This window comes from Xanthomonas theicola (genome assembly GCF_014236795.1).
Lineage (GTDB): Bacteria > Pseudomonadota > Gammaproteobacteria > Xanthomonadales > Xanthomonadaceae > Xanthomonas_A > Xanthomonas_A theicola.
The window spans coordinates 4,147,361-4,160,246 of the sequence record NZ_CP049017.1 but is presented as its reverse complement, the minus strand read 5'-3'; the positions used below and the strand labels follow the sequence as shown (position 1 = coordinate 4,160,246).

11 protein-coding genes, 3 pseudogenes and 1 other annotated feature are annotated in these 12,886 nt (G+C 69.6%); of the genes and pseudogenes, 11 read left to right on the top strand and 3 right to left on the bottom strand.

The features are described from left to right. Window positions 1–131 precede the first annotated feature (131 nt). The 6 genes and pseudogenes from G4Q83_RS19520 (at window position 132) to G4Q83_RS19495 (ending at window position 5,849) form a co-directional block, all read left to right on the top strand. A complete protein-coding gene (locus G4Q83_RS19520; protein ID WP_128421827.1) occupies window positions 132–419 on the top strand; it encodes a hypothetical protein in 288 nt (95 codons plus the stop codon). Between the two features lie 51 nt (window positions 420–470). Then, window positions 471–675 (top strand): annotated as a pseudogene (locus G4Q83_RS19515) (IS630-like element ISCARN39 family transposase); the annotation flags it as partial. Between the two features lie 50 nt (window positions 676–725). Then, window positions 726–1,739 (top strand): annotated as a pseudogene (locus G4Q83_RS24875) (IS30 family transposase). Between the two features lie 52 nt (window positions 1,740–1,791). After that, window positions 1,792–2,981, top strand: a pseudogene (locus G4Q83_RS19505) (IS3 family transposase); the annotation flags it as partial. Beyond that, window positions 2,073–2,189: a sequence feature (AL1L pseudoknot), on the top strand. (Overlaps the previous pseudogene by 117 nt.) A 371-nt stretch (window positions 2,982–3,352) precedes the next feature. Beyond that, window positions 3,353–4,225, top strand: coding sequence for a GAF domain-containing protein (locus G4Q83_RS19500; protein WP_128420458.1), 873 nt, complete (start codon window positions 3,353–3,355; stop codon window positions 4,223–4,225). Between the two features lie 109 nt (window positions 4,226–4,334). Then, the gene (locus G4Q83_RS19495; RefSeq protein WP_128420459.1) at window positions 4,335–5,849 is read left to right on the top strand and encodes a sensor domain-containing diguanylate cyclase; all 1,515 of its coding nucleotides are present in this window, start codon (window positions 4,335–4,337) and stop codon (window positions 5,847–5,849) included. 107 nt (window positions 5,850–5,956) lie between these two features. On the opposite strand, the gene G4Q83_RS19490 is transcribed toward G4Q83_RS19495, so the two are convergent. After that, a complete protein-coding gene (locus G4Q83_RS19490) occupies window positions 5,957–6,748 on the bottom strand; it encodes a lysophospholipid acyltransferase family protein (RefSeq protein ID WP_128420460.1) in 792 nt (263 codons plus the stop codon). A gap of 230 nt (window positions 6,749–6,978) precedes the next feature. On the opposite strand from G4Q83_RS19490, the gene G4Q83_RS19485 reads away from it, so the two are divergent. Continuing rightward, a complete protein-coding gene (locus G4Q83_RS19485; protein ID WP_128420461.1) occupies window positions 6,979–7,161 on the top strand; it encodes a hypothetical protein in 183 nt (60 codons plus the stop codon). Here the strand turns inward: G4Q83_RS19485 and G4Q83_RS19480 are convergent. Beyond that, a complete protein-coding gene (locus G4Q83_RS19480) occupies window positions 7,158–7,976 on the bottom strand; it encodes an HDOD domain-containing protein (RefSeq protein WP_128420462.1) in 819 nt (272 codons plus the stop codon). The two genes, G4Q83_RS19485 and G4Q83_RS19480, sit on opposite strands and share 4 nt — an antisense overlap. Before the next feature lie 260 nt (window positions 7,977–8,236). On the opposite strand from G4Q83_RS19480, the gene G4Q83_RS19475 reads away from it, so the two are divergent. Next, window positions 8,237–8,731, top strand: coding sequence for a hypothetical protein (locus G4Q83_RS19475; RefSeq protein ID WP_128420463.1), 495 nt, complete (start codon window positions 8,237–8,239; stop codon window positions 8,729–8,731). A gap of 135 nt (window positions 8,732–8,866) precedes the next feature. On the opposite strand, the gene G4Q83_RS19470 is transcribed toward G4Q83_RS19475, so the two are convergent. After that, window positions 8,867–9,340: a YehS family protein gene (locus G4Q83_RS19470; protein ID WP_128420464.1), complete on the bottom strand. Its 474-nt coding sequence runs from the start codon at window positions 9,338–9,340 to the stop codon at window positions 8,867–8,869. Between the two features lie 176 nt (window positions 9,341–9,516). Between G4Q83_RS19470 and G4Q83_RS19465 the strand changes: the two genes are divergently transcribed. From G4Q83_RS19465 to glpD, 3 genes are all read left to right on the top strand, one after another. Then, the gene (locus tag G4Q83_RS19465; protein WP_211288306.1) at window positions 9,517–9,930 is read left to right on the top strand and encodes a hypothetical protein; all 414 of its coding nucleotides are present in this window, start codon (window positions 9,517–9,519) and stop codon (window positions 9,928–9,930) included. A 77-nt stretch (window positions 9,931–10,007) separates the two neighbouring features. Beyond that, the gene (locus G4Q83_RS19460) at window positions 10,008–10,880 is read left to right on the top strand and encodes a DeoR/GlpR family DNA-binding transcription regulator (RefSeq protein ID WP_185817268.1); all 873 of its coding nucleotides are present in this window, start codon (window positions 10,008–10,010) and stop codon (window positions 10,878–10,880) included. A gap of 322 nt (window positions 10,881–11,202) precedes the next feature. After that, a complete protein-coding gene (gene glpD / locus G4Q83_RS19455; protein WP_128420466.1) occupies window positions 11,203–12,717 on the top strand; it encodes a glycerol-3-phosphate dehydrogenase in 1,515 nt (504 codons plus the stop codon). The last annotated feature ends 169 nt before the right edge of the window (window positions 12,718–12,886 follow it).

Below are 12,886 nucleotides of genomic sequence, written 5' to 3'. Positions count from 1 at the left end.
ACGGTACAGTCGTTTGAGTTCAGGGGCGTGCGCGGTGCTGCAGGTCGAGCGCGATCGGGGAGACGCGCTTGCGCACCATCGGTCGGCGCCCTGGGCATAGCCCTTCGACGCCGAGCGGCGAGGTTCGGCGCTTGGCCGCTGCGGTGTATGGGGCGCACGCAGCCGCGGTGGGCGATCGGCGGCGGCGCCAGCGCAGCGGGCGGGCGCGCCGTTCGGCGGAAGGCACGGCCTTGTTTCAGCGCGTCCATGACCCCCTGGCGCATGAGCGCTGGTCTGCCCGGCAGATCGCGGCTAGACGGCGCGCCATGCATCCCGACGACGCCAACCAGCGTACCGGCCGCGAGACGATCTGCGCGGCCATCGACGCCCGGCTTGAAGCAGGCGCTGATCGAGACCTTGCGACAGGGCAAACCCATTGAGAATTACGTAATCCATGACAACCGATAACGCTGCTGGGCGTTATTTGATATCGCAAGGCCCGGCCTGCGCTCAAAAAAGTGTGGCGCCGAGCGACGGCTGATCGTCTTCATCGCCGAATCGGGCCTGTCGGAGCGGCCAACCCGGGTGCGTACCTGGGCTCCCAAGGGTTGCACACCAGTCATTCAACTCTACTTCAACTGGAAGCACGTCTGGGCCATTGCAGGTCTGACGCGCTCGAACTTCCTGTTCAGGCTCCTTGGACTCAAGTTCCAAGTGCAACACCTCACAGAGCGCAGGAGGTTGCGCTGGGCAAACAGTCCAGTCATCTGCGTGTTGAGGAACGCGCGGTGCTGCAGGTGGAGCGCGATCGAGGAACGCGCTTGCGCAAGATCGGTCGCCGGTGGGGATGCCGTGCATCGACGCCGAGCCGCCAGGTCGGTGGTCTGCAAGGGCCGGTGTCCTGTGCGCACGCGGCGGCGGCGGCCTATCGCTCGCGCCGCTCGCGCTGCGTGCGCCCTCGCCGGCCCCTGGAAGGTTCGTCGTTGTTCCCGTGCGTCGATGAGCGCCTGGTGTACGAGCGCTGGTCGCCACAGCAGATCGCGGCCGCACGGCGGGACAGGCATCCGGACGCTTCCAGCCAGCGGGTCAGCCACGAGAGGATCGCTGCGGCGATCGACACGCAGCGGGGGGGGGTGGTCTGAAGAAGGCGCTGATCCATGCATGGAGAGGGGGCCAGCCCACACCAGGTCGCAGGCGCACGACAGCGGCGGTGCGCTCGTGGGCGCCGGAGGAACTGCGCATCGTGCATGGCCCGGACCCCGTGGAGCGGCGCCTGGCGCCGGGGCATGGGGAGGGCGCCCTGATCGAAGGCGCGTTCAACCGTTCATGCGTGGGCGCACTGGTGGAACGCAAGACCCGCTTGGTGGTGCTGTGCAGGATGGACGGTGGCACGGCGCAGGCGGCGGTCGAGGGGTTTCCCCGGCAGATGAAGCAGCGGCCGGCCTTCCTGGGTGAGAGCCCGACCGACGACCGCGGAACGGACCTGCTACGAGGAACGGATGCAGCGGTTGAACAGCCAGGTCTGGTTCGCCGATCCGCACGCACCGTGGCAGCGCGGAAGCAATGAGAACACCAACGGTCTACTTCGCCAGTTCCTGCCCAAGGGGGCGGACCTATCCGCCGTCAGCCAGGAATACCTCAATCACATCGCGTTGCTGATGAACACTCGCCCTCGCCAGACACTTGGCTGGAAGACGCCTAGCGAGGCAATGGAAGCGGACATCGCAGCGTTCAAATCACGTGTTGCACTTGATTCTTGAGACCGCCCACCCCGGGATACTTGGAGGCTCCAACCTTTGAGAGGATGGCGTCATGAGCAAGCAGCCGGTGACGTATTGCCCGAACGTGCGGGAGCGGGCAGTTGGGCTGGCGCTGGAGCATCAAGGCGAGCACAGTTCGCCGTGGGCGGCGCTCGCGTCGATTGCCGGGAAGATCGGGTGCGCGGCCGAGACGTTGCGCTGGTGGGTTCGTCGGGCCGAGCGCGACCAAGGGTTGCGCCCAGGCCTGACGACGGAGGAGCGAGCGCGGATGAAGGCGTTGGAGCGGGAGAATCGGGAGCGGCGCCGGGCCAAGGAGATCCTGCGCACGGCCTCGGCGTCTTTCGCCCAGGCGGAGCTGGACCGCCGCTTCACGCCATGACCGGGTTCGTGGGCGAACACCGGAACGTCTACTGAGTCGAGCCGATCTGCCGGGTGTTGGAGATGGCTCGGTCGAGGGTCTACAGCCATGCGGCCCGGGAGGCCGATCCCGGCGCTCGCCCGGATCGCTGGTGGCGCGGCTGGGCGCTGGTGGCGCAGATCCGCCGTGTCCGGGACCAGAACCGCCAGGTCGACGGTGTGCGCAAGGTGTGCAAGCAGTTGTGCGGGAAGGCCCGCAGATGGCGCGGTGCACGGTGGCGCGGCGGATGCGCCGGCTGGGCCTGCGTGGCGTGGTCGGTGGCAAGCCAGTGAAGACCAGGCACAGCGACAAGGCGCCGCCGTGTCCGCTGGACCGGGTGAACCGGCAGTTCCAGGCCGACCGCGCTGTGGGTCAGCGACTTCACCGACGTCTCGACGTGGCAGGGCAGGGTGTCCGTGGCATTGGCGATCGACGTGTCCGCGCGGCGGATCGTGGGCTGGCAGGCGTCGGGCTCGATGACCACGGACCTCGCGCTCGACGCCCTGGAACAGGCGCTGCACGCGCGGCAGCGGGAGGGCGTACTGATCCACCCCTGCGACCGCGGTTCGCAGTCTGTGAGCATCCGCGACAGCGAGCGGCCGACCGAGGCGGATCGAGCCGTCGGTGGGCCGCGTGGGCGATTGCTATGAGCGCGAAGCCTGCCCTTGGGGCACACCGCGCTGGCCGAGACGATCGATGGCCTGTACAAGGCCGAGGGGATCCACCGCCGATCGTGGCGCAAGCGCGAACAGGTGGAACTGGCCACGCTGGACTGGGTGCACGGGTTCAACCACAAACCACGGCTGGGGCCGATCGGGCACGTCCGGCCAGCGGAAGCCCAAGCGCTTACCCTCGGCAGCAAGCCGGTCAGGCCAAGGCGGCCTGACTCAAACCAAACGGCCTCCAAGAAAGTCGGGGCGGTTCAGTTCAAATCTCGTGTTGCACTGGATTGTTGAGACCGCCCTGCCGATCGCCAAGTCCATCCGGTTCACCGCCGGTCGCGCGAAGCGGCCAAGCCGTAGCGACGCGGCAGCGACATCGGTCGCGACGGACGTGGCGGTGGGGACTGCAAGGCGATTGCCGCCGCCAGTGCAAACGCCAGCGGCTGGCCGTGGCGGGCGGCGCTGCCGCGCGACCGCCGCAGGCGTTGCGGGTCGCCCGCCCGCCGTTGTGTCCGCGGGGGTATGATCCGGTCGGACCAGTTTGCTTCGTGCCCATGATCATTGCACCCTATCCCCGGAACGAGGAAGCCCGGTTGCGCTTCCTGCGCGGCCTGGATCTGCTGGACACGCCGGCCGAGGCGGCGCTGGACGAGATGACGCGCGAACTGGCCGATGGCCTGCAGGTGCCGATCGCCCTGGTGACCTTGATGGACGCCGACCGGCAGTGGTTCAAGTCCCGGGTCGGGCTGGATGTCTGCCAGACCGCACGCGACGTCTCGTTCTGCTCCTACGCCCTCTACGCCGACGCGATGCTGGTCGTGGAGGATGCGCTGCGCGACGAACGCTTCCGGGACAGCCCCCTGGTGCAGGACGCGCCGCACGTGCGCTTCTACGCCGGGGTTCCCCTGCGCGGCCGGGAAGGATGGGTGGCGGGCACGCTGTGCGCGCTGGACACGCGGCCACGGCAACTGGATCCGCGCCAGGCGCAACTGCTGCAGGATCTGGCCGCGCGGGTGGAGCGCTACCTGTTCGGGCAGCGGCAGGGCACGGTCGCGCAGTCCCGCGGCGATGCGATGCGCAGCGCCTTCCAGGCGGCGCCGTTCGGTCTGGCGGCGATGGACCCGGAAGGGCGTCTGGCCGCGGCGAACCGCGCGCTGTGCGCGCTGCTGGGGCAGGAGGAGGCCGTGCTGCTGGGCAGTCACGCGCAGGCCCTGTGGCGCGGCGATCACGGCACGCCGCTGGACCTGGCGGCGTGCGCGCGCGATGGCGGCTTCCGCTCGGCGCTGCTGCAACGGCGCGACGGCGGCGATAGGCAGGTCTGGCTCAATGCCGTCGTGAGCGACGCGACCGACGCGCCGGGATCCATCGTGGTGACCCTGGTCGCACGCGACGAAGGCGCATCGCCTTGGCCAATGCAAGAGGCGTGATCGCGGCGCGACGGCGCCCGTGCGCGCGATGGCCGGCCTGTGCGCCGGGCATGACGGCGGGTGGGGCCTGCGCCCGCGGGTGCGGCGGTCGCGCCTGCGGAGGGCCGCCATGACGGCGCCGGGCGCGCGCCAGGACGTCGTACCGCGGCTGGTGTCGTATTTCGTCGCTGCGATGATCCTACTGTTGGTCGCGACCACCGCGTATCAGGCATGGATCGGCTATCGCCATGCCTTCGACCTGGCGCGCATCACCACGGAGAACGTCTCGCGTGCGATCGGCCAGCATGCCGACGACGCGATCAAGGAGGCCGACATCCTCTCGCTGGGCATCGTCGAGCGCATCGAGGGCGACGGCCTGGAGCGCATGGACCGGCATCGCCTGCATCGGCTGTTCCAGCGCCAGGTCAGGACCCTGCCGCAACTGCATGGCATCTTCGTCTACGACAGCCGCGGCAACTGGCTGGTGACCGACAAGGAAGCGACGCCAGCGAACGCCAACAACGCCGACTGCGCTTACTTCGTGTACCACCGGACGCATGCCGGGCGCGGGGTGCATGTCGGCGAGGTCATCACCAGCCGATCGACCGGCGAGTTGGTCATCCCGGTCTCCCGGCGCATCGACCGCGCGGACGGCAGTTTCGGCGGCGTGTTCCTGACGACGTTGAAGCTGAGCTACTTCTCGCGTTTCTACAGCGGTTTCCGGATGGATGCGCAAGGCGTCGTGGTGCTCGCCAACGATGCCGGCACCATCCTGGTGCGGCGGCCGTTCGACAAAGCGGTGATCGGCAGGAGCATCGCCAAGGGCGAGATCTTCCGCACCTATCTGCCGCGTGCGCCGCGCGGGGTGGCGACGATCGTGGCAATCACCGACAAGGTCGAGCGGATGTATGGCTACGAGCGCTTGGAACGCTATCCGCTGGCGGTCATGGCCGGCATCTCCAAGCGCTCCATCCTGGCGCCCTGGTATGCGGACCTGTACCGCTCGCTGGCGATGCTGGGCCTGGCGCTGCCGATCCCGGTCCTGTTCGGGTTCATCATGTCGCGGCAGATCCGGCGCACCCTGCGCGCGGAAGACGAGCTGCGGCTGGCCTATGTGGCGCTGGAGAAGATCGCGCTGCACGACAGCCTCACCGGCCTGGCAAACCGGCGGCAGTTGGATGCGGTGCTGCCGGCCGAGATCAGCCGGGCGCGGCGCACGTCCAGCCCGCTGGGGGTGATCATGCTCGATATCGATCACTTCAAGCGCTACAACGACCGCTATGGGCATCCGGCCGGCGACCTGTGCATCAAGGCGGTGGCCAACGCGGTGAAGAACCATGCGCGGCGGACTGGCGACCTGGCCGTGCGGTATGGCGGCGAGGAACTGACGGTGTTGCTGCCGTCCTCCGATGCGCACCAGACCGCGGCCACCGCCGAACGGATCGTGCAGGCGGTGCGCAGCCTGCGCATCGCGCACGCGGACAGTCCGTCGGGGCAGGTGACGGTCAGCGCCGGCGCCTACAGCTTCACTGCCTTCGCCAGCGTGATCGATGCCGGGGAGCTGCTCGACTGCGCCGACGCGGCCCTGTATACGGCGAAGGAGTCCGGCCGCGATCGCGTCCACGTCGCAACCAGCCAGTGCTGAGACCGGCGGCACGGGCGGGCGGCGCCGGCCTAGAGCACTTTCGATCCAAGTGATGCCACTTGTGGAAGCGACTCCGGGTGGCTGCAAATACCCGAGTCGAAAATGCTCTAGCGCGCGCCGCCGGCCTGCGTACCCAGCGCCGCCGCCACGATGCCGTGCAGCTGCGCGGCGAGCGCCTTGCGGTCGCCGCCGGGGGCCGGCGCGAGCGGGGCGTGGAAGGTCACCCGGACCACGGCGCCGGACAGGCGAAGGAAGCGCGCGACGTGGGCGCCGGCGTGCATCGCGCCGTAGAATGCGTAGGCATCGCGCTCGCCGCCGTGCGTCAGCGGGCGGCCGTCCACCGCCAGCAGGTCCAGGGTGAAGGGTTGCAGCGTCCAGGGCTGGGCATGCGCGGCCGTGCCAAGGAACAGCGAGAACAGGCTGGACTTGAACGGGGCGACCCGCTCGCCGCAAGAGGTGGTGCCCTCGGCGAACAGCACCAGGTCGTGGTCGGGGCGGATCTGCGCGGCGACCGTGGCCGCCACGCTGGCCGCGTCGAGCCGGCGACGGCTGATGAACAGGGTCTGGGCCAGGGCGCCGATGCGGCGCATGCCCGGCCAGCGCTCCATGTCGTTCTTGGCGATGAAGCGCGCGCGCAGCAGGCTGCCCAGCACCACGATGTCGAAATGCGAGATGTGGTTGCCGACGAACAGCGTGCCGCCGCCACGGCGCGGTGCGCCCACCAGGTCCACGCGGATGCCCAACGCCTTGCGCAGGCAGGCGAACCACAGCCGCGGCAGCACGAAGGCGGCGCGGCCGTGGGCAAAGCGCATCAGCAGCCATTGCAGCGGCATGAGCGGCACGCTGACCAGGACCATGGCGGCGAGCTTGGCGGCGGTGCGCAGGGAGGCGAAATGCATGACGTGGATCGGCGCGGTGCGTGGGAGGCAGCGCGCAGTCTACGCTGGCGTCGTCGCTGCCGGCGCACGTGCGCCGGCTCGTTTCCCGGGAATGGCGGCGAGCCAGGCCCACTGCGCTGGCCAATGCGGCGTTGCCGCCGAGCAGCGTGCTCCAGCGTAGCTGCAGCCCCTGGCGGCGGCCCTTCTCTGTGAGTTTCCGGCCGTACGGGTCCATGGTCGGCCTATAGGGCGTGCCGTCGATCACCGGTTCGCAGCGCAACAGCTTGTCGAGCGGGGTCATGCGGCGCCTGCGGGTTTCACCATGCGCCAAGCCTGGCTGGGGCAGGGGGATGGCCGGTTCAACGGCGCATGCGATGAAGACGCTCAAGATCGCCACCTGCAACGTCGCGGCAGACGCGGCGAACAGCGCCTAGCGCAGCAGCACGGTGAAGGCGCGGTCGGCCTCGATCACCTCCGGCAGCGTGGCGAACAGCGCGTCCAGGTCCACGTCCTCCAGCAGCGGCCCGCTGACCGCCTGCCGCGCGTCCGCCGTCGCGCCGCCATGGCGCTCCAGCGCATCGGCGACCAGCGCCGCCTGCGCCACCAGGCGCGGCATCGGCTCGGTTCCCGGGGCCTGCAGCGGCCGTGCCTGGTAGGCGATCGCGGTCTGGATCACCTGCGGCAGGTGCCAGCGCCGCGCCAGTTCGGCGCCGACCTCCGGATAGCCGAAACCCAGCTGCACCGTCTCCTCGGCGGCACGGCCGCTGGAGGACGCATCCGCATGCAGCCGCGCCGCGTAGTCGGGCGCGCCGGTCTGGATCAGCAGCTCGCCGATGTTGTGCATCATGCCGCAGGTGAAGGCGGTTTCCGGATCCAGGCCCTTCTGCCTGGCCAGCAGCCGGCAGACGCCGGCGACCTCGAAGCTGTGCAGCCAGAACCCGCGCAGGTCGAAATGGCTGGGCGCATGGAACGCGCCGGTCATCGCCGAGGCCAGCACCAGCGTGCGCAAGGTGTTGAAGCCCAGGCGCAGCGCCGCGTCCTCCACGCTGGTCGAGTCGCGCATGCCGCGGAAGCGCGCCGAGTTGGCCAGGCGCAGCACTTTGGCCGCGATCACCGGATCCAACTCGATATTGCGGGCCACGCTGTCCAGGCTGGTCTTGGGGTTGTCGAATTGCAGGATCAGGTCCTGCGCCACCTTGGGGATGGTCGGCAGGGTGTGCAATCGGTCGAACAGCACCTCTAGTTTCATGGGGACCTCGTGACCAGGGGCGGCGGGCGGCGCCAGTGCTGTCGGCGGCGCCTGCCGTGGGGCGAACCCGCGCATCGTAGACCGAATCGCGGCGCTCGGCGTACACGCTTGCGGTGTCGCGCGGCAGCGTGCGCGGCGCGGCCGGGATGCAGTGCATGTGCGCACGTCATCCCGCTGTCAACGGATTGACCCAGACTCGCCATGGCGGCGGCCCCAGCGGCACGCGGCCCTCTTAATCGGCGACGCGGCAGGACCGAACGATGAAAAACATGGCACTGGCGCTGGCATGCGCCCTGGCGGCACCAGCGGCGCTGGCGCAGTCCGAGTATGTGGAGATCGAGCGGCGGCTGAGCGTCGAGCAGCTGCGCGAGGCCGGGCTGACGCCGGCGCAGCTGGCCACGCTCAATCGCCTGCTGCGCGCGGCCGATGCCCGCGGCGCGGCGCAGGCTCCGGCGCGGCCGGCGGCGACGGTTCCGGCCGCCGCGGCCGGCGGCGTTGCGGCAGAGCAGGACATGATGGTCGGCCTGGACGACGGTCCGGTCAGCGCCCGCGTGCAGGGCGAAGTCGGCGGCTGGGCGCCGGGCACGGTGTTCGTGCTGGACAACGGCCAGCAGTGGAAGGTGCTCAAGGGCAGCATGACCCTGCGCACCGCGCTGGCCTCGCCGGCGATCAAGGTCGTGCCCGGCATCGCCGGGCGCTGGTTCCTGCAGGTCGACGAAGACCTGCCGAAGGCGCGGGTCTACCGGATCCGCTGACCGCCGCCTGCACGGGATCGACCCAGCCGCCGCGCACGCGCCTGTTCGGCATCGGCCGTCGCTTGCACATCGCGCTGGGTGCGCTCGGCTGCGTGCGCGGATCGCGCCCGCGCCGTGCGCGCTCGGGGCAGCGACTCAGGCCGCCGCGCGGATCCGCAAGGTCAGCCCCTTGAGGAAGTTGCGCAGCAGCTGGTCGCCGCACAGGCGGAAATTCTTGTGCTCCGGCTGCCGGAACAGCGCCGATAGCTCCGGCTTGGAAACCGGGAAGCCGGCCGCGTCGAAGATCTGGTGCATATCCACGTCCTTGAGCTGGAACGCCACGCGAAGCTTCTTCAGCACCACGTTGTTGGTGACCCGGGTCTCCACCGCGCGCGCCGGCAGTCGCTCGTCGCGGCCGCGGGAATGGACCACCAGTCCGTCGAGGACGTGCGCCAGGACCTGGTCGCTGCATTCGACGAAGCCGTCCTCGTCTTCCTTCTTCAGGTAGGCGGGCACCTGCGACTTGTCGATCGGCAAGGCGGGATCGGCGAGCTGTGCGATCTCCACGATTTTCTGGTCGCTCAGGTCGAGCATGTAGCGGATGGAGCGCAATACGTCGTTGTTGATCATGGCCGGTCCGGTGATGCGGCGCCGACGCGCCGGCAACTGCACAGTCTAGTCGCAGCGGCCGGCCGCTGCGGCGCAAGCGTTCACAACGCGTACGCCGCCACGTCTTGTTGGAAGCGCATCCGCCGATGCGGCCTCCACTCGACCCCAAGAGGAATGACATGACCATCGTTTTCGAAATGAGCACCGACGCCGATATCCTGGCCATCCCGCTCGCGCCGGGTTGGCCCGCGGCCACCGCACGCTACAACTGGGCGCAGGTGCAAGCCGGCGGCCAGGGCCTGGACCATACCGCGGTCATCGTGGTCATCGCGCATGGCAACGCGACGCACATCGGCAACGCGGACGATACGCTCGATATCGATCCGTCCTGGTTCCTGGTGCTGATCCAGGAAACCATGCAGGCAGGCCAATATCCTGCGGCCGTCTATATCTCGACCTGCGGCACCGGCTTGGCCGAGTTCGCCGCGGGCGTGCGCTTGCTGGCCGAGCAGAACGCGGTGTGGAACGGAACGCGGATCTACGGGCACGATTCGCCGATCGCCGGTGCCGTTCCTTTGCCGGGATCGCTCAGCTGGGTACAGATCTTCTGAGCCCCTGCCGCTCGGCGCGGCTGCCGCATGCCGGACGGCGGCATGCGGCGGCAGCCGGCCGTGCATGCCGCGCCGGCATGCGCCATCATCGACGCATGGACAACACGATCCCAAAGCCGAGCGCGGCGCCCGCGCTCAATCCGCGCCAGGAGCAACTGGTCGCGTCGGTGCGGCAGCAGGGCTATGCCGAGGTGGAAGGGCTGGCCACGCGTTTCGAGGTGACCCCGCAGACCATCCGCCGCGACCTGGCGCTGCTGTGCGAGGCCGGCCTGCTGCGCCGCTACCACGGCGGGGTCAGCCTGCCGTCGAGCGTGGAAAACCTGGCCTACGCCGCGCGCAAGTCGCTGCAGGCGCAGGAGAAGCGGCGCATCGCCACGCTGCTGGCGCAGCACATCCCCGACGACGCCTCGTTGTTCATCAACATCGGCACCACCAACGAGGACGTGGCGCGCGCGCTGATGGGGCACAGCGGGTTGCGGGTGATCACCAACAACCTCAACGTGGCGGTGATGATGAGCGCCAACCCGAGCTGCGAGGTGACGGTGGCCGGCGGGCGCGTGCGTGGCCGCGACCAGGGCGTGACCGGCGAGGCCACGCTCGAGCTGATCCGCCAGTTCAAGGTGGATTTCGGGGTGATCGGCATCTCCGGCATCGATCCGGACGGCACCTTGCTGGATTTCGATTTCCACGAGGTGCGGGTGGCGCAGGCGATCATCGAGCACTCGCGGCAGGTGTTCCTGGCTGCCGACCACAGCAAGCTCGGCCGCAACGCCATGGTCCGGCTGGGGCCGATCGCGCGGGTCCAGGCCTGGTTCACCGATCGCGCGCCGCCGCCGGAGCTGGCCGCGGTGCTGGCCGCCGCCGGCACCCGCGTATTCGTCGCCGAGGGCGACGATCGCGGCGAGGCCAAGGCGCACAGAGTGGCCGGCAGCCACGCCGATCCCGACTGAGCCGCGTCCGCACGCCCTGAGCGTTGCCGGCAAGGTCGCGGCCGTGCTGCGTATCGGCGAGCCGGCATTTCGTGTGCGTTTATGTTCTTATTATTTCGTTATTGTGGCCGTTCGACTCTGCCATTTATCGGCCCATGGGCTCGCAGGCGGCGGGGATCGGCCGATTCCGGCCCCTGAATTCCTCGCGTTCCACCGGCTCGCATCGGCGCCATGCTGCATTGCGGCGTGATATGTTCGAAATTATTCGTCTACGATCGTTTTGTGCTTCGTCGTTGATCCAGGCGCTTGCCGCCCGGGGACACGACGCTTCTGGAGTCAGGCAATGCGCGAGATCTACGATGTGCTGGTGGTCGGTGGCGGCATCAACGGCGTGGGCATCGCCCGCGATGCGGTGGGCCGTGGCCTGTCGGTGTGCCTGTGCGAGCGCGACGACCTCGCCTCGCATACCTCCAGCGCCAGCACCAAGCTGATCCACGGCGGGCTGCGCTACCTGGAGCAATACGAGTTCGCTCTGGTCGGCAAGGCGCTGGCCGAGCGCGAAGTGCTGCTGCGCCTGGCCCCGCACATCATCTGGCCGCTGCGCTTCCTGATGCCGCACCAGCCACATCTGCGCCCGGCGTGGATGATCCGCACCGGCCTGTTCCTGTACGACCATCTGGGCCGCGGCCGCCGCACCCTGCCGGGTTCCAGGCGCATGGCGCTGCGCTCGGATCCAGTCGGCGCGCCGTTGCGCGAGGAATTCCGCACCGGCTTCGTCTATTCCGACGCCTGGGTGCAGGACGCGCGGCTGGTGGCGCTCAATGCGATGGACGCGGCGCAGCGCGGGGCGCGGATCCTGACCCGCACCCGTTGCGTCGCCGCGCGCCGCGTCGGCGGCGTATGGCAGGTGGCGCTGCAGCACGCCGACGGCCGCCGCCAGGAGCTGCAGGCGCGCGCGCTGGTCAATGCCGCCGGGCCATGGGCGGTGCAGTTCCTGGACGACGTGGCGCAGGTCGGCCACGACCACGCGCTGCGCCTGGTCAAGGGCAGCCACATCGTGGTGCCGCGGCTGTTCGAGCACGACCATGCCTACATCTTCCAGCAGCCCGACCGGCGTATCGTGTTCGCGATTCCCTACGAGCACGACTTCACCTTGATCGGCACCACCGACGTGGACTACCGCGCCGATCCGTCCGCACCGAAGATCGATGCCGAGGAGACGCGCTACCTGTGCGAGGCGGCCAACCGCTACTTCCTCAAGCAGATCGCGCCCAGCGACGTGGCGTGGAGCTACAGCGGCGTGCGCCCGCTGCTCGACGACGAGGAGGACAATGCCGCCGAGGTCACCCGCGACTACCTGCTGGAACTGGACGCGGACGACGGCGCGGCGTTGCTCAACGTGTTCGGCGGCAAGCTCACCACCTACCGCAAGCTGGCCGAGGAGGCGGTGGACCGACTGGTCGCGCATGCCGGGCGCAAGGCGCCGGCGTGGACCGCGCGCGGCGCGCCGCTGCCCGGCGGCGAGCGCCGCGACATCCGCGCGCTGGCGCAGGAACTGCGTGCGGCGCGGCCGTGGCTGGCCGAGGCGACCGCCACGCGGCTGGCGCGCAACTACGGCACCCGCGCGGTGCAGTTGCTGGGCGATGCGGCCTCGCTGCAGCAACTGGGCGAACACTTCGGCGCCGACCTTTACCAGGCGGAAGTGGACTACCTGCGTGCGCACGAATGGGTGACCCAGGCCGACGACCTGCTGTGGCGCCGCAGCAAGCTCGGTCTGCGCATCGACGCCGCCGGCCGCCAGCGCCTGATCGACTATCTGCAGCAGGCGCCGGCCGCGGTGGCCGCCGCGCCCGCATGAGGCAAGCACCGCGGCCGGCGTGCCCGTTGCGGGCGCCGGCCGTGCGTGCGCAATCGCCGCGCGCATCGGCAACCGCCGCCGCGCGCGAACCTGGGAACGACCGTGGAGGGTGGCAGGCATGTGCAAGACGACGACCGGCACGACCGGCACGACCGGCAAGACGACGACA